Genomic DNA, 22,305 nt, shown 5'->3' on the forward strand with positions numbered 1-22,305 from the left:
TGCCATTCTATGGGGTTAGCTCGCTCGCATCAACGACTAATATTACAATGTTATTTCAATTGCTTAATCATTAGCAGTTTAAGCCTTAATGACCAATATAGGCGCGTATATTGGCGTAGGTTTTGTTTATATTGCGGCGCTGAAAGTGGCTGGTATTTTAATGCGACAAAACAATCGGTAAATAGATTAAATTGCTGCAGTAGTTGCGGCTGTATTTCAGTTAGCTCAAGTGCTAATTGTTGCGCATAAGCTAAAGGTGGCTGTTGTTGTGGGCTAGAAGCGCCTTTTACACTCAACACTCGGGTAATGGTTTTATAGCGGCGAATGATTAAATCTTGTTTGGGTTTAAATTCAAATAACCCGGCAAAGTAGGCAATAAATAACAAGATGATAAGGATGGATACCAACATAGCGATGGCTATTTTACTGGCACTGATATCACCGAGTAACTTTTTCAATACCTGCTGTTTACGTTGCTCGTCAAAGCCTAACACCCACACGCTCCAGTAATAGTCCATGCTGGCAATTTGATTACGTATATCGTTTAACCATGGGTATTGCTTCATCCTTAGGCTACTAAAAGGGCTGTCTAATAAATAGCTAGATTGACTGTCAAATGTGGCGTCAAAGCCATCTAAAATACGTTGTGGGGCAATCATGGCGGTGGGGTCAAAACGCTGCCAGCCTTCACCTTCAAACCACACTTCGGTCCAGGCGTGGGCCATATATTGATAAATACTGTAATAGCCTGCTTTGGGGTTGTATTCGCCGCCTTGATATCCGGTAACCATACGGGCGGGAATTCCACTGGCACGGGCTAAATAAACCAAGGCAGATGCATAATGGGCACAGAACCCCGCGCGATTTTCAAATAAAAAGTCATCAATTTGCTGATCACCAAGTACGGGTGGGCTAAGCGTGTAGTAATACGCTTGCTCAGCAAAGTAATTCATCATGGCGTTAATACGGCCTTTAGGCTGCGGGTATTGCTGACTAAATTGTTGTGCTAAACGCCAGGTTTGCGGGTTGGCATTTTCGGGTAAGGCTAAATTAATACTGCGGATGTTCGGCGTTAAATTTTCATCCATCACACTATTAGGGTAAGACACCACACGATAACTTTGGCGTTGCGCTACCGGCCGCATAGCGTAAAGACTGTAGTCGGATAATTCTACAATATTACTGTCTTGACTAAAGGCTTGGTCAAGCCCGTATAACCAGCGCTGGTGGCTTGGCTCACTAATTACCACATACTCCAATTTATTAATCTTTTGACTGTCGTCTTGTGGCAAAGCGCGATTGAATTTTTGGTAACGTGATTGACCCTGTAGATCTTTTATATTCGAGTCCTGTCGCCAGGTTTTACCATCATAGCTTTCCATCACTAATGTGCGCCAATAGAGATCCGCATTTTGGGGGCCTAATGTGCTGCCGTCAGAATTATCAAAGCCGACTCTAAAAGCAAGTTCATCAGAGCGAGTCAATTTACTGATATCACCAAATGACATTTCATCCGATAAGCCAGTTTTGGCCGCTTTCATATTGGGCATCAACCACAGCGGGCCTAAACGAGGAAATACCACGAACAGTAATATCGCGAGTGGGATACTTTGAAGGATAATTTTTAAGCTAAACAGTAAGTTAGTTAAAGGTTTTCTGTTATCTTGATAAACGCTTACCAGTACGCTGGTATTGATAATGGCGACCAGGGTTAAGTGTAAGGTGTTAATAATGGCTTGTTGATCTAGCAAGGTCAGCGCAATGATGAAGTAGCCCACTAATACCACCACTTTAACATCTCTTTGTTGGCGCATTTCGATGTATTTCAAAGCGTAACCCAAAATTAACAGGTTAATTAGCGCATTTAACAATCCAATTTGCGATGACACCAAACCTAAGGTTACCGCAGCAGCTATTGCGAGGGTATTGACCAATAATTTAGGTGGAGCTGCCACTTTGCCGTAATAAATTCCCATGCGCCAAACAAAGCAAATGGCGCAAATGGCCATAGTCCAAGGCGTTGCGTGTGAAAACTGCGGCGTTAAAACCGCTACGTTGGTTATTAATAACCAAAACAACGTATTGCGGCTAATGATGCTGTCAAAGTTATCGTGCATCATCGCCTCCTGGTTTTTTATCAATATTAATATTGAAACTTGGGCGGTACATGGCAATGGCTTTTTGGCACGCTATTCGATGGCTTTCACCACTACTTTGACCTAAGGTGTTGTGGTTGAGTATTAAGCCAAATACTTGATTTTTTTGAGTAAGATAATTCACTTGCCAGCACAGCTTACCTAGCTTTTGTTCTAAATCATGCCCTTGGGTATCATCAAGTGACAACCATACCGGTGAGCCTTCAGGTTCATTAAATTCTTTAGTTAGCATGCCTTTGCCCTGGGCCCATTGTTTCCATGCTACTTGTTTTAGAGACTCGCCCATTACATAGCCGCGTAATCCTGTGTAGTCATCAACCCCAGGGCGAATTCTGCCATGACTGATGTCATTATTATCATCACGGCTTTGACTGGTTAAATGAATGTCGCATTCGAGTGGTTTTGCAAAAATAACTTGGTGCAAATCGAGATCAACATACGACCATGCTTTAAATAGCCCTAACGGAAAATGTGACCATACCTTAATACGTCCAGGGGTTAATAAGCCACGCTTTGGGTGTGCATATTGCACTGTTGCAATCGATTGTTCTTCAGTTTGTGCCAAGCGCACATGGCGCTGGCCGCTAAATTGCAGGCAAATTTGTTGATGAGTCGTATCAGGGTGTTTTTGTTTGGTATGTCCGGTCAACATTATCGGGAAGGCATGCGTTTGTTCGGCGTAAGCATCTGCTGGAGTGATAGCGTTAAAAGTTAATCCGGCTAAATTTTTGTAGCTGTAAAGAATACAGGTATGAAAAATGCTTGCCAGTAATAAGCTAAGTCCGATCACTAAGTTGTTTTGGTAGTTGGTGCCAAATAAGTACAGTAGGACGATAAGTGCTAACCAGGCTAAACCAAATGCGCTGGGCAGGATGAAAATACCTTTGTGGCTCAATGTGACTCTTTGTTGTGGCGGTAATCTACGGCTTATCCACCTGGACCACTTTTTTTTAGCAGAATTGGGCACAAGCCGCATTACCCAGCTTTGCCGCTCAGGGAGGTGAGTGTTAGCTTGACGACTTTTGCGGCTAAACATGTTCAAAACCATTAAAGAATGGGATTAACGCTGGCAAGCAGCGTATCAGACAAGGCTTTAGCTTGAAATTGGCCATGTGCGCTTATTCGGTGCTCTGCCACTGCATGAAACACCGCTTGAATATCTTCAGGCACCAGATAGTTTCGCTGTTCAATGACTGCCCAAGCTTTTGCTGCTTGCAGTAGGGCTAAGCTTGCGCGAGGTGATAATCCACTTGCTTGGTTTTGCTGACGGGACATATCAATAAGCGCTAATAAATATTTAAGTACCGCATCGGACGCTGAAACCTGATTAACTTCTGCTTGTAGATCCATTAACTCAGCAGAGGTTAAACATTGCTTTAATGGTGGACGTTTATGACCGTGATGTTGATTTTTTAGCATGGCCATTTCAGCTTCTGCGCTTGGGTAACCAATCGATATCCGCATCATAAAGCGGTCTAGCTGGGACTCGGGCAGAGGAAACGTACCTGACTGATCCTGTGGGTTTTGGGTGGCGATAACAAAAAAGGGATTAGGCAGCGGGTAGGTATGGCCATCTTGAGTAATCTGTTGTTCTGCCATGGCTTCTAGCAGCGCACTTTGGGTTTTCGGACTGGCGCGATTTATTTCATCGGCAAGCAACATTTGATTAAATATTGGTCCTTTATGAAACTCAAACTTTTGCAGGTTTTGATCAAAAATAGATACCCCTAAAATATCAGCGGGCAACATGTCACTGGTAAATTGTATTCGTTGGTAACTCATGCCTAAACTGGTGGCAATACCGTGTGACAAACTGGTTTTGCCCATACCAGGTAAATCTTCAATAAGCAGATGTCCCTTGGCTAAAATACACGCAACCGCTAATTTTATCTGCATCGGCTTGCCAAGCAAAACTTGTTCAAGTTGGCTTATTAGCTGTTTGATTGTGGTATGGGACACAGTTAATCCTCTTTATTTTAATATTGATTTAATCGCCCTTTTTAGCGTTTGAGTTGACGGCAGGTTGGTCGTTAACTCAAACGGAGACTCAATAAGCGTAATTCAGTTCTTGTTTGGTAAACATATCGGCTTTAGGGTTATCTTGTTGTAAATAAATCATTCGATAACTTAATACCGCTTGAACATATTCACGGGTTTCAGTGTATGGGATGGTTTCAATAAAGCTCATCGCATCTAATGATCCATTAGACGCTTTTAACCAACGTTTTACACTACCAGGCCCTGCGTTATATGCAGCTGTTGCCAATACTCGATTATTATTGAATTGCTTTAATAACTCGGCATAGTAGGCACTGCCTAACATGACGTTAACGCTTGGCTTATATAAGTCTTTTACGTCGTTAAAGGGAATTTTGTTCTTTTGTGCTGTTTGTTTTGCTGTGGCAGGCATTAATTGCATTAACCCCCTGGCACCCACACCTGAGGTTGCATAGTAATTAAACGCACTTTCACGGCGTGAAATAGCCCTAATTTCATTAATATCGACTTTATACTTTTTGCTGGCGTTAACAAATTCTTCATTGGCGGCATTAGGAAAACGCAGATTTAATGCGTTCCATTGTTGCCCTTGAATACTTGACTCAACACTTAAGTCATACCAGCCTTGCTCAAGCGCATAAAGTCCATATTCAGCTGTCATGGCTTTATCATGGCGACGCATTAGATATATCCACTCAGTACGCGAATCTAAATATTTATCAATGGCCCTTAGCTCTATGACTCTAGACATTCCGGGGTCATCTAATAACTTTGCGCGTAATACTTTGTTGGAGGTTAAGTTGTCATCATTAAATGACAAAGGTTTATTGATAACTTTGGCGGCATTAAAACCGTAAAAATCCCGTTGCTGAGACAGCACTAAATAGTTGTCCTGTGCTTTTTTAGTATCCTGTTGGTCATTCATGCGGGCTTGCCAATATTGCCAGCGAGAATGCTCTTTACCTTGCTGACTTAATTGCGCTAGGTAAATGTTTACGGTATTAAAATCCTGCTGGCGGATAGCCCAGCGAAGGCGCATTTCATATAAGTCATCAGATGCCAATAGCGGTAACATAGTATCAATATGATCGATTAATGCTTCTTCTTGATATATCAATCCACGCCTGACCAGATAATGATTTAATTGACGATCTTTGGCCTCACTGAATCGACCCGCCTTTTGATATTTAACGTAAAGTTTGGTGGCTTGTTTAAGATCTTTTCTGGCAAGTTTTCTTAAGCCTGCATCGACAATATCACTCACAATAGGTTTGGAGCTGCTAAAAAGTTTGGTATTTCTTAATATATTAGGGTCTTTGTATACCTTTAATAGCAGTTCAGCATCGTTACGATGTTTGCTGACTTTTTGGCTTAAATAGCTTAATAAACCTGTTTGTCCTGCATCAAAACTGAGCAGCATTCGCCCCCATATTAATTCCTGGGTACGGTAACCATCTTTGGCCCACTGAGTAAATAAAGGATCACATTCTTTAGGTCTAGACTGACCATGCAGCCATAGTCGATCCGCGCCTTTGTATGCCGCTGCTTTATCACCCGTTGCTAATTGCGCACGTAAAAAATAGCACTGTAAACGCATGTCATTAGGCGTTGTCGGTGAGATAGCTAAAAAGTCTTGCCAGCGCTGGGTATTACCAGCGTTCATCAAATAACGATATCGAGCTGAATTATACAAAGGCATGGTATTGAACTGCTCGATGGCACTAAAGGCTTTATTGCCCGGCATACGCAAAATGTCATCAATACTGGTGTGATAATCAAGATAAATGGCTAATGGATAATCACCTAGCTGTTTTCTGAGTTGTTGATAACGGCTGGTTTGTCCGCTGTCTAAGGCTTTTTTCGCATCAAGATATTGCTGCTGTTTAGCCGTGTAGGCGTTAGCAGGGGGGCTAGATAAAATAGTCAGCGCCGTTACAACGAGTAAGGTTGTTAGTCGTTTAGGTGAACATGTATTAATCCATGTAGTACGCATTTAAATGAGAATCTCCGCCTCAGTACAACGTTTGCGATAAAGTTTTTAAAATGAGTTTTTCGATAAATTGCTAAAACATTAACAGTATTAAAGTAAATAATTAACTGATGATTAATTTTGCCATTTTATCCTTCAGTTTTGTCTAATGACTCGTCTAGTGCGCGGTTAAGTATTTGCTTACCAATCTGCTTGCTAGAGTCGACCCCCAGGCATTGTAAGGTATGCGCCTGGCGTATTAAGTTGCCTTTACCCGAAGATAATTTAGCCATTGCTTGCTGATAACTTTTATCGGCAGTCTCAAGCGCGCGTCCTAGTTTGTCCATGTCATCAATATAACTGCACAATTTGTCATATATTTTAGCCGCTTGCTTAGCAATGGTTTGTGCATGTTGATTCTGATGCTCGTAGCGCCATATGTTATTAATGGTCCGCAAAGCGACTAATAAATTGGTTGGACTAACCAGCATAATATTTTGCTCTAGGGCAAAATTAATTAGGCTAGGGTCGTACTCTATTGCCAGTAAAAATGCCGGTTCAACAGGGATAAACATTAGCACATAATCTAAGCTTTTTAGTCCATGTAGTTTATGGTAATCCTTTTGGCTGAGTCCCTTGATATGCATTCGAATAGATAGGGCATGATCTTTTAATGCTTGCTGGCGAATATCTTCATCATCATTGTTAAAGTAGCGCTCATACGCAACCAACGACATTTTGGCATCAATCACCACATCTTTGTTATCGGGTAGATGAACAATCACGTCGGGTTTAAATCGTTTACCATCATCATTCTTTAAATCTTGCTGGGTGTCGTATTCATGTCCTTCACGTAGGCCACTTTCTTGCAATACTCTTTCAAGAATGACTTCGCCCCAATTACCTTGCTGTTTATTGTCACCTTTAAGTGCTTTGGTCAGGTTGATGGCATCTTGGCTCATTTTTAAATTGAGCTCACGTAAATGGTTTAATTGATGTTTTAATGCACTGCGCTCAGATTGTTCATGATTATACGACTGTTGAATTTGTTGCCTAAATCCATCTAACTGCTGTTTAAGCGGGCCTAGAACGCCGTCAATTTGAGTGACATTTTGTTGTTTGAAACTTTCACTTTTTTGCTCAAAAATACGATTAGCAAGGTTTTCAAACTGTACTTTTAATCTTTCCTCAGCCACTTCTAGTAAATTGATTTTATCTTCTAATGCTTTGTTTTCGGCTTCGCTTTTAGCCATGATGGTTTGCTGCATGGCATTAGATTTTGATAGATTAAGTTGTGACTCTAATATTTTTCGATGGCTGTCTTCTAATTGTTGCTCTAAGTGAGGAATACGCTCAACTTGCGCCTGCGCTCTAGCAAGTTGGCTAATATAAGATTCAAGCTTAGACTGGAGATGATTTAAGTTATCAATTTTATCATCTAGGATATCTTGGATTTGAACAACTTGACGTTGCTGCTCTATCAAAGCCAAAGTCGCTTCAGCTTCGTATTTTTGTTTTAATTGTTCCCAACGTTGACGGGTCAACCTTTGGTTAAGTAATGCGCCTATTAAAAAACTTAATAACCCTATAGCAACCATGGCGGCTATTTGTGGCGGTGTGAAATCAACAACGAATGGCATAACCTAACCCTTTGAAATAGAAACGCGATAAGATTCGCATGCAAAAGTTTGGCCTGCAAGTATTATGGTGAACAATTTAATGTTTTTTCAGTGATTCGTTTATTTTTGAATCGAAATGAAATTTTATCGCGTATTAACCTGTCTAATGGGTAGTTGTAATACAGTATTGAGGGAATAACATGGTGAATAAAACACGCTTTACCAGGGGAATTAAACGCCAATCGGCATGGGATTTACCGGATAATCAAGTTACCCCTGAGTCGGTTTTTAAAGACAGACGCAATATTGTTAAAGCCTTAGGACTGGGTGCTTTAGGTGCCAGTATTCCAGGATATGTACAAGCCGGTTTATTTGATTTTGGCAGCAGTAAATCAACGCCTCCATTTACCACCTCACCATTGCAATTTGCCCAACCTAAAGCATTTGTTATACCAGACACATTAACTCCAGAAGATAAAATCACCCGCCATAATAATTTTTATGAGTTTGGCACCAGTAAACAAGACCCTTTTGAAAACGCACAACAATTTAAGGTAAACCCCTGGTCACTGCAAATTGAAGGGTTAGTAGACAAGCCAATAACCTTAGATTTAGACGATTTAACTAAACGCTTTGCATTAGAAGAGCGAACCTATCGATTACGCTGTGTTGAAGCATGGTCTATGGTGGTGCCCTGGGTCGGTTTTTCACTAGCCAGTTTATTAAAAGAAGCTGGTGTGAAATCATCCGCAACCCATGTTGCATTTGAAACCTTGTTTGACCCAGATCAAATGCCCGGGCAGAAAAGTCGCTTAATGGGCGGGGGTATTCATTACCCTTATGTTGAAGGGCTAACTATGGCTGAAGCAATGAACCCATTGGCATTTCTAGCGGTCGGTTTATATGGCAAAACGCTGCCACCGCAAAATGGTGCGCCTGTTCGTTTAGTTGTACCGTGGAAATACGGCTTTAAAAGCATTAAATCGATTGTGAAAATTCGGGTTATGGACAAGCAACCACCCACCAGTTGGAATCAGCTCGCGTCTAATGAGTATGGTTTTTATGCCAATGTTAACCCACAAGTTGATCACCCAAGATGGTCACAGGCATCGGAGCGAAGCATAGGTGAGGGTGGCTTATTTTCAGCTAAACGCATTCCTACGCAAATGTTTAATGGTTATGCTGACACTGTTGCCGATTTATATAAAAACCTCGATTTAAGGAAATATTATTAATGCGGATCACTCCACGGGGTTTGTGGTGGTTAAAAGGCGGTTTACATATCGCCTTCATATTGCCGATGTTGTACTTGGTAAATTTGGTATTAAGTGACAATGCTGGCGGCGACCCTGTGCAATACATTATTCATTATACCGGCATGGGGGCTTTAAATAGTCTGCTGGCAGCCTTGGTGGTTTCACCTTTGGCAAAATACCTCAAACAAGGGCTGTTATTACAAACTCGGCGCTTAATTGGCTTATATGTATTTGCCTATGCAACATTACATATCAGCGCATTTATCAGCTTAGATTTATTGTTCGCCTGGGGCTTTTTACTCGAAGAAGTGATCAAACGACCTTACATTTTGGTTGGCGCGTTAGCCTATAGTATTTTGCTACTACTGAGCGTGACCTCGTTTATGGCGGTTAGGAAGAAAATGGGCAAGCGCTGGCAACAACTGCATAACTGGGTTTATCTAGTCGCTTTACTAGCACCAGTGCATTTTTACTGGTCGGTTAAATCTGAAATTATTGAACCCAGTATTTATATTGTGATTTGTTTGGCGTTAGTTTACTTACGCAAGCAAAAGCTAGCGAAATACTTGCCGTCGCAGCAGTAACTTTTGTGAAATACATCGCCTCGCATTTTATGTGGGGTGATTAATAATATAAGTGTAATCCTTTGTTTTTTCTGGTTAAGCCATTACAGCAATAGGCGGCGAATAACGTAAAAGCCATCACACCAGCCATAATGCTAGCCAGTCTAAGCCAGGGAGCATCCATCGTTATACGCATTTGCACAAAATCAACCGTTGATACTCCCCAAACAAAAATACAGCCCAGCACTAAACCTAACTGTAACAGTCGTGAGACAACGGCATGTTTTACAAGCATTAAACAGGGTAAAGTTGCAGCAATAATGGCCAGTTCAATATGGTTAAACCGAAGAAAATGCGCGCCAATTAACCAATAAGCGATTGAAATAATCAACACTCTCCACCACATAAATAACCTCCAACATCAATTTTGCCTCATTCTACGCCCGATTAAAGCAGTATTATGTTTGCTTGTTCACATTTAATGGATTCACGCCACCATAGCGACGACAAAATATCGCGCGAAGATTAACTGGCAAACAGATCCAGATGACAAACCATAGCCGTTGTATCAGACAAGATTATTTAACCCTTATTAAAGGCATGTATTGCGTTATAGCATTAAATAAACTGGTGTTGAGCGCGATGTAAATCGGTTTGCAGTGGCTTAAATTAAAGAGTCCTTCTGGCTCGATGCACTGCGGGGGAAAGTGCAGTGCTTCACTGCATATGAAAAATTTAGCGGCTTGTGTTTTAAAGACTTAGCAACAAATGGGGCAATATTAGGCGGTTATTTAGATTTCCGCTTTCGGCTAGACTAAAGAGTAATTGATTAGAAATGTGAAATCTGATAAGTTGCTGAAATTATTGGTAATCAAAGTTATATGGACGCTGTATTTTGATTGGCGCTCTGTGAATGTTTATCGGATTCACGCTAATACGCCGTTGAACTAAGCCGCTGCGCGGAGCCAAATGTTGACTCAATCGAGTGTATTAACCTCATTGAATCAGCTAGATTTAAAAAAATGTGATGGAACACCATAATGACAAGGGAATTGCAATTGAACACATACAAATCAAACCTCATAATCAATTCAAAACAGCTCTGCAGCCCAGAGCTTGCATCAAAAAAAGCAAATTCCTGTAGCATAAAGCGTACCCATTAATCTGGACTCGGCATAGGCCAAATCCAACAAGCGGTTTGTACCATGCAAACAGCGCAACGCACAAATACTAAAACGTTAGGCTTCACACAGCAATCGAGGTAGTAATGAAGTATCCAGGTCAACCAAAGTCCCCGCCTAGTTGGTACAAAGATAGAGGGCAATCTTATATTGAGAAGGAGTTTAGTAAAGAGCTTGGTGACTTAGCAGATGCTATAGAAAGTGAACATTGGTTTGGAGATCAGGAAAAACATGACAGGTTTCGTGTAGATTTCATCTTAAAAGATGCCCGCTTAATTATAGAACTAGATGGACATGATTACCATTCGTCAAAGGAACAACTAGAAAAAGATGCGATAAGACAACGCTACCTTTCTCGAGCTGGATACACAGTAATAAGATTTACGGGGCGTGAAATAAACAGAAACCCTAAATCATGTGTTGCAGAAGTTCGGGAGATATATCAAGAACGAATGCAAAGAGCTCCCGCTAAATATCGCGTCATCTATATTGATTATCCATTTATTTATCGTGAAACAAGCAAAGCATTGTCTTTTTTCAAAGGATTGCATCCCGATAGAGAATTAAGTCCTGTAGGCATTGATGATCTTATTCCTCATGCTATCGAATGGCTGCATGAGAAATCATTTATTACTGCATTTGTCTTTCATCCCAGAAGATGAACATGAAATAAGTCATTTGGATGGCTCTATTAAAGAGTATGAAAAAGGCGAAATTCGAATAAATACAATCTCAAAAGAGTGGTATACGCTTGAGTTGGGTGAGCATATGGAAAGTTTTGCACATTTGTTTGATGAGTTTATTTTGGTAGCTGATGATCCTGTTTACGTTTCACCGCTTCGTTCGATCCTACCGGCGGAGCTGAGTGATAGACAGCTTGGTTCTCATAAATCTAAATATTTAGCGAATGGTAAACTACTGCGCCATGGCAATGAATCTACGTCATATGTTGGAAGTGATCTCGTCCATGTTCTATGGCAAAGAGTTTGGTATATTATTGGTGCCTCTATGGGATTGAGCTTATATGAAATGTAAAGCCTAACAAGGGTTTTCAAGTCGGACCCGTAACAGCTAGCTCGGTTCCACTTCGTTTCACATATTTCTCGCCGCTTAAAACGGCGTTCAACTAAGCTGCTGCGCGGAGCCAAATGCTGATTCAATCGAGTATATTAACCTCATTGAATGCGCTAGATTTAAAAAATGTGATGGAACACCACTATGATAAAGGAATTGCAATTGAACACATACAAATCAAGCCTCATAATCAATTCAACATTGCTTTGCAGCCTAGAGCCAGCATCAAAAAAAGCAAATTCCTATAGCATGATGTGTAGCCATTAACCTGGACTCGGCATCGGCCAAGTCCAACAAGCGGTTTGTGCCTTGCAAACAGCGCAACGAACAAATACTAAAACGTTATATTTACTCCAAACTTCAATTCACTTTACAAGGTGAGTACTAGTTTTACTAAAAGGATATTTAGGGTGTTAAACAAAAAATCTATTCTACTAATCGCAAGTCTTTTAACTCTAGGTGGTTGTGCTTCTCCTGGACCAATGCAAACTATGATGGGTCCAATGAATACACCTGCTTTTGAACCTGTGGTTTTAGATATGGTAAAGGATGGCTCAGAAAAAGTTCACTTTAAGGAGTGGACAACTATGTATGAAAATAAAGAGCTACAGCAATGGGGTGTGTTTTTTATTACGGACAATGGTGCCTATATGGCTGAATGGGACGTCAGAGGTTATGAATATAATCTCAGATATAAACTACCAGCTAAAGAACTTAATACGGTTTCAGATGATATGGTGGTTCGGGATGTGTGGCCAGATTCCAACCTGTTAATTCTTAAAGATAAAAGTGGCCATGAAGTTGGTTTTGCCTTAAACGGAAAAAATGCTGCACGTGCTATTCTCAAAGAGATCAGTGCGAAGTAAATATAATCGGCGCTCAAACGGAAAAATTACAGTTGGCTCGCGCCTCGCACATTGTAGCCAACTGTATTTTTCCGCTTAGCTTAGCGTTGAGGCTGTAGAATTACTAATTTTAAAGAAAAACAGCCTGTTTTATGGTTCCAAATGAATTACCTATTGTCTTAAAAACGCTTAGGATTGATTTCAGGGGCTCGTTTTTTAATTGAATTTGACTGTTAGAGTTATTCTACAGTCTCGTTACATTTTCATCGGAAGCTGTGAAAGCTTTTACGGAAACAAAGTTACCTGCAGATATTTTACTCATAAATTAAATCAAGTATTTCCTTTTATGACTAAATGGGTGCAGCATCATGAATGGAGATCAAATGATTAGTCGTGGTTCACAATGGAAGCGCTGGGAGCCTCATATACACGCACCAGGCACGGTTCTTAATAATCAATTTAAAGGTACTGACGCGTGGGAGGAATACTTAACAGCCCTTGAAGCACTGACACCTAAGTTAGAAGCTTTAGCTGTAACTGATTATTATGTAACTGACACATATGAAGAAGTATTGAGAAGAAAAAAATCTGGAAGATTAAAAGATGTGCATCTGATTTTTCCTAATGTTGAACTTAGGCTAGATGTGGCCGCCAAGTCTGGCTTTGTCAATATACATCTCCTCGTTAGCCCTGAAGACACAGACCATATTGATCAGCTCCGAAGAATACTTACACGATTACAGTTTCAAGCTTATGGTGATCGCTTTGATTGTACGGCAAGTGAGCTTATTAGGCTTGGGAAAAAAGCAGATATTAATATCACAGATGATCTTGTTGCACTCAGGTGTGGAGCTACTCAATTTAAGGTTAATTTCAACCAACTAAAAGAAGTTTACCATCAAAGTGAATGGGCAAAAAAGAATATCCTCATAGCTGTAGCAGGGGCCAGTGGAGATGGAACTTCAGGGCTTCGTGAGGCTGCCGATACGACAATACGGCAAGAGATTGAAGCATTTTCACATATTATTTTTACCAGTAATGCAGCACAGCGTGAGTTTTGGCTTGGACAGCGAAGTGTTAATGTTGAGATGTTACGTGAACGTTATAACGGCTGTAAGCCGTGCCTCCATGGTAGCGATTCTCATCACATTGATACCGTTGGGCAGCCCGTAGCAGAGCGTTATTCTTGGATTAAAGGGGCTTTAGAGTTTGATGCGTTGCGGCAAGCCTGTATAGACCCGGAAGGTAGAGCATTTGTTGGCGCTGAGCCTCCACCATCTGCAATGCCGTCACAGGTTATATCTAGTGCAACTATAAACAATGCAAGTTGGGCGAAAACTCCAGAAATATCACTGAATAAAGGCTTAGTTGCAATTATAGGTGCGCGTGGTTCAGGCAAAACTGCCCTTGCAGATATGATTGCTGCTGGCTGCGACTCTATTCCTCAATACGCATGGAATGGGAGTGAAAATACTAGCCCGTCTTTTTTAGCAAGAGCAAGATCGCATATTGGTGATGCATCTATTACTTTGAATTGGGAAGGCGGAAATGAATCGTCACGTTTACTTAACGGGAAGGATGCTAATGGTCATCTTTCATTCCCTCGTGCTAGATATTTATCACAGCAATTCGTTGAAGAGCTCTGTTCCTCAAACGGAGTCTCTGATGGGCTTGTTGAAGAAATCGAGAGAGTAATACTGGAGGCACACCCTCTGGATGAACGTAACGGTGCTGTAAACTTTAGTGAATTTAGAGAGCACCGTACTAGCAGGTTTCAACAGTCTAGAAGCCGAGAGACTGAAGCGATATCTGGTCTATCTGAGCGAATAGCTATTGAGATTGAGAAGGATCGCTTAACTACTACATTTTCAGCTCAAATAACTCAAAAGAAAACTCTTATACAAGGTTATAACGCTGATCTTGCGAAGTTGGTTGTTAAAGGATCCGAAACACAAGTTAAGCGTCACGCCGCTCTAAGCGAAGCAGCTCAAACTGTTAGAGGAAAAATACAAGCCTACACAAACCAGCGACGCACTTTCATTTCATTGCAAGATGAGGTGGCTAGTACGCGTGCAACTAAGGCACCTGAACTTCTACGGCAAGCACAAGAACGACATGGTCTCAGTGGGCTTAGTCGTCAGCAGTGGGATGAATTTCTTCTTATATATAAAGGTAATGTAGATAATAGTTTAGCGGATTATGTGAAATGGACAGATAATCAAATAGCAGAGCTAAATGGGCTGCCTGTGCCTCTTGGAGACACGAATGCTACAACCATTGCTGATGACGTTGAGTTTAGCACTTTGAATTTATCAACAATCATAACAGAGATGACAAGGCTTGAAGCACTTTTTAGTGCCGATAAGATAGTTAGAGATCAATATTCAGCACTTACGAATCGGCTTGGTCAAGAAAATGCCGCCCTTAAAGCATTAGAGGAAAAACTTCTAGATGCACAAGGCGCGTCAACTCGTAAAGGTCAAATGCAAACTGAGCGCGATGAGGCTTACCAAAGAGTATTTGAGGCAATAATCAACGAACAATCAGTACTCTCTGAGCTTTATGCTCCACTTATGGAAAGGCTATCCGCCTCCTCTGGAACATTAAGCAAGTTAGGTTTTTACGTTCGGCGTGTTGTTGATGTCAACCAGTGGGGAGCGTATGCCGAAGAGCATCTTCTAGACCGTCGAAAAACAGGGCCTTTCAATGGAAAAGGTTCTTTAATTGCTCGTGCAGAAGAAATGCTTAGGTCTGCTTGGGAACATGGAAATTCAGAAGAAATTAAGGCAGCGATAAAAAATTTCGTCACAACCTATCTTTCAGATATTCTTGCTCATGCGCCATATGAAAAACAGCAAAGTGAGTATAGAGGTTGGTTAAAAAGTTTTGCACTTTGGCTTTACGGCACTGATCACATCACAATTAGATATGAAATTTTATATGATGACACTGACATACGTAAGTTATCACCAGGAACGCGGGGAATAGTTCTACTGTTGCTTTATCTTGCTTTGGATGAAGCTGACGATCGACCACTAATTATTGATCAGCCTGAAGAGAACTTAGATCCTAAATCAGTAAATGATGAGCTTGTACCCTTGTTTATTGCAGCAAAAGCAAAAAGACAAGTAATTATGGTTACACACAATGCCAACCTTGTAATTAACACTGATGCGGATCAAATTATTATTGCTGAAGTTGGGCCACATCAAGCAGGCGGTCTACCACCAATCACTTATCGTGCTGGAGGGTTAGAAAATGCTACCATTCGAACAGCTGTACGCGATATTTTGGAAGGTGGCGAGACTGCATTTCAAGAACGGGCAAGACGACTTCGTGTACGACTTGATCGATAGTTTTTGAATTTAGGATATGTAAATCAATCTAGCCGACCGCGTTTGTTGGCGGCTGATTGAGGCGTTAACATAATGTGATTCAGTGTGTTAAGAAATAAAAGCATAGCCACCCACGATTATTTTTACCTTTGACGTAAGCTTCATAACAGTAACTCGCCTTAGCTTGTTATGTCAGAAAAGCAAAAAGCCAGCGATTAAGCTGGCTTTTTTAATTTGGTCGGTATGAGAGGATTCGAACCTCCGACCCCTTCACCCCCAGCGAAGTGCGCTACCGAGCTGCGCTACATACCGAATTTTGTTGCATTACTAAGCTTCAAATTAGTGGGGTAAACTTAGTGAGTAAGCACTTTATCAATTGAACGGGCTTGGCGCAAGCACTTAGTTAATCAGCATTTATTGACTGATTATATTCTATTCAAGTTAACTCATTTGACGCTATTAGAAGGCCGGCTTCACGTTACATGCCATTAGTTAGTTTTGATATAATCGGCGACCTTCACGCATCACTTGAATCAACTCTGGCGCACTCATTTTCTTGTTAAGACGTCGTTCAAATTTAGCATCGTATATACGGTACTTTCCATATCGGCCTAGAACGGTTATCTCATTCTTTTGATAAATCGCAAATTCACGGCTATTACCAATATATACCCAAGATTCTTGGTTAGGCTCTAATAAACTTCTGCCAGAACTGTATTTCTCACTGGCTGTTGTACAGCCCAATACTTTGCTTAAAATCGTTGGCGCAATACCGTAGTGGCTGGTGCGATAATGAATTTCACTGGGGTTAATGTTAGGCCAGTGGATGATTAATGGCACTTTAACATTGTCAGGAGACAAATCGCGCCTTGCATCTTCAATACTGCTGGTGAAAACCTGGCCGTGGGTGCCAGTAATAAACACTATGGTATTGTCATCTATTTGAGGCAACAACTGACTAAGCTGATTATCAATAAACTTCAAAGATTGGCGATATTGGTTAAACAGCACCTTTTGTGCCGATTTTAATGACGTTGGCGCTTTTATGGTTTCAATGCCCAAAAAGCCTACTGGTGTATCGTAATCTTGTGGTGCAGAAAGGTTAAGTACTGCAAACCAGGGTTGGGTTTGATTGTGTTGCCATTGTTTAAGGGCTGTAATATTTTGAATATCGGTTGTGGCACTGCCATCTTCACTGACACTGATATGGGGTTGAAACCCTTTAAACATAGCGCCGGTTGATGCTAATTCAGCCTGTGAGCGGGCGGTAAATAGTCCTAGCTGATAACCCTGGCGAATTAATTCCTGGTTCATGACGGGTGACATAACGCCAAAATCTTGCTTGTCGCTATAATTGCCTTGTAAACCATACATTAAGGTAAACATACTGCTTTTAAACTGAGTGCCACCAGTATAATGCTGGGTAAAGTTAAGTGACTCGCGGGTGTATTGGCTTAAAAAAGGCATAGTGACGTCATCAACCATTGCAGCTTGTAAGCTATCAATAGCAATGACTAGCACATTGGTTGGCGTGTCAGCCTGACACTGCAGTGGTTCAATGGGGTAATGCAAGTTTGACGTTTGCGGAACAATATCACTGGTCACTTTGTTGCCATCAACCCCGTGTGATTCCATAAAGGTTCTGGCTGTTGCTGGATATGAAACCGGATAGGCGTCATCAAAACGGGTGATGTCGGTAATATTGGCGGCATCAGCCCAAATATGAATTAAGTGGCTACTAATAAAACAGGCGCCAACAAATAGCACTACTTTATTGCCCCATTGTTTCTTTTGAATTTTATCGATTCGCTTCCAGATAAAGTTGGCCGCAGTGAGTTCAATAACGATAATCACAATGGGGGTGACGATATAAGAGGTGCTATGCAGTAAGGCATTTAAATCTTGCCAGGCTAAATCAAATGCAAACGGGCTGAGATGAATACCGTAGTCATCATAAATAATCGTGTCGTAGAGTAGAATATACAAAGCCATTGAGGCGACAAAGGCGGCATATCCTCGTAGAATTTTGGAGTAGGGTAAGATGATACTGACTGGAAAGATAAAAATTACGTACACAATAAAGGCTAAAAATGTGTAATGCCCTATGGTACTTAACGCAAGATAGCCCCAACTTATAATGGAGTCTGGTTGGCCGACACTGCCAATATAACGGGAACCAATAATCATGGCGAGCAAGCCATTGAAAAAGGCAAACCAATGCCCCCAATTTACCAGGCGCGAGACTTTATCTCGTGTCATCTGCTTTCTGCGCTCGATCATGCCTTAATGGATCCCTTCTTAGATAGATTATCGATAGCTAACAAGGTCTGTTAACTCACTTTCAATGCATTATTTAATGGACTGAGTTAGTGCCTTAGCAAACTGCTCCGCAACCATTTGACGTGATTCTGTTGGGACTTTCTTTTCTAATAAATGAGAGACGCAATTGCCTAATACCATTAAGCTTAAATCGGTAGGGGCTTGATGTTTGTTTAATAGCGCTAACATCTCACTGATTAAGGCTTCTACTTGGGTGTTGCTGTATTTTGATTTAATGGCCATGTTTTTCTTGTCTAAATAAGTTCTCAATTGTTGTATATGATAACGGATTTCAATCAAGCTCGCCTCATGTTTTCTATACCTTCATGATTAAAATCGTTATATCATGCTCAGTCTTCTTAGCAATATTTGTCTCACCAAAGGTTATCGCATTTATGACGATTAATATCGAACAAGCCATTATTCATGAAATATCACTCGACAGTCAGGGGCAAATGGCCTGCCGATTACGTCCGCAACCTTTATTAAATAGTAAAGCTGTTGAGGCTATGCTGGAAGAATTACATCAAACCTATTCAAGTAAAGCAGGTAAAGGTTTTGGCTATTTTGGTGTGCCAAATGAAGATGGCGATGCTAATGATGCGTTTGCTAATGCACTTCAATCATACCGTGAAGGTCAGTCAGGCTTTGTTGATTTTACCGTGAGTGCCAGTAAGTTACTTCAGCAAGAATTAACCAAGTATGACTTCTCCCAGGGCGGTTTTTTATTGATGTCATGTTATTCCGCCATGACCAGTGATTATCTGTTTGTTGCGCTGCTTAGTGCTAAGTCATCAATGACTGTGTTAGATGATATGGAGCTGTCACAGAATAATCATTTAGATTTAAATAATATTCAATTAGCTGCGCGCATTGATTTAACCGAATTGCAGGCCGATAAAGCCTCAAAGAAATATATCTCATTTATTCGCGGCAGAGCAGGCCGTAAAGTGGCTGACTTCTTTTTAGATTTTATGGGTTGTGTTGAAGGCGTAAATACAAAAGCACAGAACAAAACCTTGATTCATGCGGTTGAAGACTTTGTCGCTGGCAGTGAATTAACCAAAGATGAACGTCAACAATGTCGCGACAAGGTGTTTGAATACTGCGCTGAACGTGCCGATGTTGGTGCCGACATTGAAGTGAAAGATTTGGGTGATGAACTGGCTGATCAAGGCATGGAATCATTTTATGATTTTGCCTGTGGTGGCAATTATGAACTAGATGATGAATTTCCCGCAGATAAAGCCAGTTTGCGCAGTTTGAAAAAGTTTTCTGGTACTGGTGGTGGCGTGACTTTAAGTTTTGATGGTGGCCATTTAGGTGAGAGAGTTATTTATGACCCAATATCAGACACCCTTTTAATAAAAGGTGTTCCGGCTAATTTAAAAGATCAGTTAGATCGTCGATTAAAGGGTGAATAGTCTGATATTGTATTTAAGCCTGATGTGTTAAGCATATTGGCAAATTTGAGTATAAAAGCAGCATTTTTAAATTAAGCGCCTACCACAGGCGCTTTTTTTAGGGTATTAAAGGCTAAAAACACCACTTTGAGACCATATAGCAATATAAATGGGTATTAATTGTTCTTTTTACTTTTCATTAGCTTTTAAATTAGTAAACTAGCGCCAGTTTTTACCAACATCCTGCAGGGTAACACAATCGTGTTAACCGTGTGTAAATGGGGGACTTCTATGATTACCGCTTACGCCTACAAAAATCATCAGCTCACAATTACTGAACTTTCTATTGAAGACTCTTTGCCGGATAATATTCTCTGGCTGGATTTATATAAACCAGATAGTGAACAACGTGATTGGTTGAGTCGATTTTCTGCTGAGGAAGTGTCCGACCAGGAAGATATCAAAGAAATTGAGGCATCCGCTCGATTTTTCCAAAACCAAGATGGTTTGCATATTAACTCGTTATTTCCACAACGGGTTGGCTCTGATGTCAGAGCGGTCAACGTTTCATTTAATTTACGTCAGCATTTTCTATTAACCATACGTGAAGAAGATATCGGCTTAATCCGTTTACTGCGTAATTATATGCGTTTAGGCCGCCTAGATACCGAAACCCCTGAAGGGCTATTATTAGAGTTATTCACCCTTAAAGTTGATTATCTATCTGATTTGATTGAAGACGTGTATAGCGTACTGGACAATTTGAGTGAGCAGGTTTTTAATGACGAAGAACTGGATGCCGTATTTAAACAAATCACTTTGCAAGAAGACTCCAATGGCAAAATTCGCTTAAGTTTACTTGATACCCAGCGTTCATTGCGCTATTTGCAACGTTATTACCGACAGAATTTGTCCGATGAGAACCTGAAAGACATTCGTGAAATGTTATCGGATATTGAATCTTTAATGCCACACAGCCAGTTTATTTTCGATAAATTAAAATTTTTGCTTGATGCTGCTATGGGTTTCAGTGGTCTGCAACAGAATAAAATTATTAAAATTTTCTCGGTATCGGCGGTGGTGTTTTTACCCCCAACTTTGATTGCCAGTAGCTATGGAATGAACTTTGCTTTGATGCCAGAGTTAGATTGGCGTTTAGGTTATCCGATGGCGGTGGGGTTAATGTTTGCCAGTGCAGCAGGTACGTACTTCTTTTTTAAACAAAAAGGCTGGCTATAGCATTTGCGCAAGTTTGACAAAATGGGCAGTTTAACACTGCCCATTTTTGTATTTAGTGGTTTTTATACTGCGTTTATTAGCCTTGGCCAAATGCGTAGCTAATGGTTTCTCTTGGATTTAAATACTTATGGATTTTTTCGGGTAAAGCTGCGGCTGGAAGACTTCTTACAATACTCATGCCTTCTTTTTCTAACTCAATGATTGGCGATTGCGCTATAGGAACTATGGGGTCATATGCAACGATTGACGGAAATAAAATGTTATTTAAATTTACCGACATCACTAAGCCAAAATGACCATTTGACAGTTCTACAATGCTACCTGGTGGATAGATGCCAAGTATTTTAATCAACTTTTGGACGTATTCTGCATTCAACTTATTTTTATAGTTTTTATACAATAAGCCTAAGGCGACACTGGGGGTTTTAGCTTTGACTAAATGACTGCCGTTGCATAAATTATCGTATGTATTGACCACCGCAATCAGTTGAGCAAACTTATCCAGCTGATCCGCTTTTAGCCCTTGCGGGCTGCCACTGCCATCTAAATACTCATGATGATGGGTTATCATCGGTTTAGCTTCTTCCGGAAAAGTGTCAGCTAATTTTAAAAAGTTAATACTCATTAATGGGTGCTGTTTGACTAGGTTTTCTTCTGGTGTTGATAATGGCACCACTTTATTCAAAATATTTGAGGGGATTTTTAATTTACCTATGTCATGAAATAAGCAGCCAATACCCAATAACTCAATTTCTTCTCGGCTCCAGCCAAGTTCTTTCGCCATTAACATACACACCATAGACACATTTAACGAATGGTGGTGGATAATATCCTTAGGGTTAGCGTTTTCCATTAAGTGTAACGCAAGGTTATCTTCATCCAGTAACAGATTAGTAAGGTTACTGATGAGATCTTTAGCCTCACTGACAGCATTAAGTGGACGACTAGCAATTTTACCGACCATTGAGTGCATCATTGACACTGAACGCTCAAATTGCTTTTCAGTTTTTTTGATATTACGCTTTAGTTTTTGCTGCTTATCGATACGTTCTGATTTGTAATCGAGCATATCTTGTTTAATGGTATCAAGTGAGGCCTCATCGACCGCTTCTAAATCTGAAGGGTTATCCGTTGTAACAGGTTGAATATCGCTTCTTTCAGGATCGTAAAAGACATCTTTTACGCCTAATGATTTTATCAACTCAATTTGAGTTTGTGAGGTAACTTTGAACTTACTGAATAAAAAAGGATGATCTTTCCACGAGACAGGCAAGCTAACGTAAACACCAACTTTAAGTTCTGATACCGCTATTTTGACATTTTTTTTCATAAAAGTGGGTGATTAGAC

17 protein-coding genes and 1 tRNA gene are annotated in these 22,305 nt (G+C 40.7%); 8 read left to right on the forward strand and 10 right to left on the reverse strand.

Annotated features, from left to right (window positions below):
• Positions 1–50 precede the first annotated feature (50 nt).
• The 5 genes from ACRWP9_RS09905 to rmuC all read right to left on the reverse strand — a co-directional run bounded on the left by ACRWP9_RS09905 (position 51) and on the right by rmuC (position 7,763).
• Positions 51–2,117, reverse strand: a complete 2,067-nt coding sequence (locus tag ACRWP9_RS09905) for a transglutaminaseTgpA domain-containing protein (protein WP_434925879.1) — start codon at positions 2,115–2,117, stop codon at positions 51–53.
• On the reverse strand, positions 2,107–3,192 hold the full coding sequence (locus ACRWP9_RS09910; protein WP_434925880.1) for a DUF58 domain-containing protein: 1,086 nt from the start codon (positions 3,190–3,192) through the stop codon (positions 2,107–2,109). Before ACRWP9_RS09910 ends, ACRWP9_RS09905 begins: the two co-directional genes overlap by 11 nt.
• Positions 3,193–3,203: 11 nt before the next feature.
• The gene (locus ACRWP9_RS09915; RefSeq protein ID WP_434925881.1) at positions 3,204–4,115 is read right to left on the reverse strand and encodes an AAA family ATPase; all 912 of its coding nucleotides are present in this window, start codon (positions 4,113–4,115) and stop codon (positions 3,204–3,206) included.
• Between the two features lie 88 nt (positions 4,116–4,203).
• Positions 4,204–6,147 (reverse strand): transglycosylase SLT domain-containing protein, encoded by a 1,944-nt coding sequence (locus tag ACRWP9_RS09920; protein ID WP_434925882.1) that lies wholly within the window; start codon positions 6,145–6,147, stop codon positions 4,204–4,206.
• Positions 6,148–6,272: 125 nt separating this feature from the next.
• Positions 6,273–7,763 (reverse strand): DNA recombination protein RmuC, encoded by a 1,491-nt coding sequence (gene rmuC, locus ACRWP9_RS09925; RefSeq protein ID WP_434925883.1) that lies wholly within the window; start codon positions 7,761–7,763, stop codon positions 6,273–6,275.
• A gap of 179 nt (positions 7,764–7,942) precedes the next feature.
• On the opposite strand from rmuC, the gene msrP reads away from it, so the two are divergent.
• Positions 7,943–8,977 carry a protein-methionine-sulfoxide reductase catalytic subunit MsrP gene (gene msrP / locus ACRWP9_RS09930; RefSeq protein WP_434925884.1) on the forward strand — a complete coding sequence of 345 codons (1,035 nt, stop codon included), beginning with the start codon at positions 7,943–7,945 and terminating at the stop codon, positions 8,975–8,977.
• Positions 8,977–9,582: a protein-methionine-sulfoxide reductase heme-binding subunit MsrQ gene (msrQ, locus tag ACRWP9_RS09935; protein WP_434925885.1), complete on the forward strand. Its 606-nt coding sequence runs from the start codon at positions 8,977–8,979 to the stop codon at positions 9,580–9,582. Before msrP ends, msrQ begins: the two co-directional genes overlap by 1 nt.
• Before the next feature lie 40 nt (positions 9,583–9,622).
• Here msrQ and ACRWP9_RS09940 read toward each other — a convergent pair whose 3' ends face one another.
• The gene (locus ACRWP9_RS09940) at positions 9,623–9,967 is read right to left on the reverse strand and encodes a hypothetical protein (protein WP_434925886.1); all 345 of its coding nucleotides are present in this window, start codon (positions 9,965–9,967) and stop codon (positions 9,623–9,625) included.
• A gap of 861 nt (positions 9,968–10,828) precedes the next feature.
• Between ACRWP9_RS09940 and ACRWP9_RS09945 the strand changes: the two genes are divergently transcribed.
• The 4 genes from ACRWP9_RS09945 to ACRWP9_RS09960 all read left to right on the forward strand — a co-directional run bounded on the left by ACRWP9_RS09945 (position 10,829) and on the right by ACRWP9_RS09960 (position 16,017).
• Positions 10,829–11,404 carry an endonuclease domain-containing protein gene (locus ACRWP9_RS09945; RefSeq protein WP_434925887.1) on the forward strand — a complete coding sequence of 192 codons (576 nt, stop codon included), beginning with the start codon at positions 10,829–10,831 and terminating at the stop codon, positions 11,402–11,404.
• A complete protein-coding gene (locus ACRWP9_RS09950; RefSeq protein WP_434925888.1) occupies positions 11,358–11,777 on the forward strand; it encodes a hypothetical protein in 420 nt (139 codons plus the stop codon). The genes ACRWP9_RS09945 and ACRWP9_RS09950 overlap by 47 nt, the downstream gene beginning before the upstream one ends.
• 449 nt (positions 11,778–12,226) lie before the next feature.
• Positions 12,227–12,682, forward strand: coding sequence for a hypothetical protein (locus ACRWP9_RS09955; RefSeq protein ID WP_434925889.1), 456 nt, complete (start codon positions 12,227–12,229; stop codon positions 12,680–12,682).
• A 347-nt stretch (positions 12,683–13,029) separates the two neighbouring features.
• The gene (locus ACRWP9_RS09960) at positions 13,030–16,017 is read left to right on the forward strand and encodes a TrlF family AAA-like ATPase (RefSeq protein WP_434925890.1); all 2,988 of its coding nucleotides are present in this window, start codon (positions 13,030–13,032) and stop codon (positions 16,015–16,017) included.
• A 214-nt stretch (positions 16,018–16,231) separates the two neighbouring features.
• On the opposite strand, the gene ACRWP9_RS09965 is transcribed toward ACRWP9_RS09960, so the two are convergent.
• The 3 genes from ACRWP9_RS09965 to ACRWP9_RS09975 form a co-directional block, all read right to left on the reverse strand.
• Positions 16,232–16,308 (reverse strand) — tRNA-Pro (locus ACRWP9_RS09965).
• 180 nt (positions 16,309–16,488) lie between these two features.
• Positions 16,489–18,276 carry a DUF3413 domain-containing protein gene (locus ACRWP9_RS09970; RefSeq protein WP_434925891.1) on the reverse strand — a complete coding sequence of 596 codons (1,788 nt, stop codon included), beginning with the start codon at positions 18,274–18,276 and terminating at the stop codon, positions 16,489–16,491.
• Positions 18,277–18,345: 69 nt separating this feature from the next.
• Complete coding sequence (locus tag ACRWP9_RS09975) at positions 18,346–18,558, reverse strand: YejL family protein (protein WP_226410218.1); 213 nt, start codon at positions 18,556–18,558, stop codon at positions 18,346–18,348.
• A 152-nt stretch (positions 18,559–18,710) separates the two neighbouring features.
• Between ACRWP9_RS09975 and yejK the strand changes: the two genes are divergently transcribed.
• Together yejK and corA are read left to right on the forward strand one after the other, a co-directional pair.
• Positions 18,711–19,739: a nucleoid-associated protein YejK gene (gene yejK / locus ACRWP9_RS09980; protein ID WP_434925892.1), complete on the forward strand. Its 1,029-nt coding sequence runs from the start codon at positions 18,711–18,713 to the stop codon at positions 19,737–19,739.
• Positions 19,740–20,009: 270 nt separating this feature from the next.
• Positions 20,010–20,957 (forward strand): magnesium/cobalt transporter CorA, encoded by a 948-nt coding sequence (gene corA / locus ACRWP9_RS09985; protein ID WP_434925893.1) that lies wholly within the window; start codon positions 20,010–20,012, stop codon positions 20,955–20,957.
• Positions 20,958–21,033: 76 nt separating this feature from the next.
• Here corA and ACRWP9_RS09990 read toward each other — a convergent pair whose 3' ends face one another.
• On the reverse strand, positions 21,034–22,287 hold the full coding sequence (locus ACRWP9_RS09990) for an HD-GYP domain-containing protein (protein ID WP_434925894.1): 1,254 nt from the start codon (positions 22,285–22,287) through the stop codon (positions 21,034–21,036).
• Between the last annotated feature and the right edge of the window lie 18 nt (positions 22,288–22,305).

The sequence above is a fragment of the Shewanella sp. HL-SH2 genome, assembly GCF_051164935.1.
GTDB classification, from domain to species: domain Bacteria; phylum Pseudomonadota; class Gammaproteobacteria; order Enterobacterales; family Shewanellaceae; genus Shewanella; species Shewanella glacialimarina.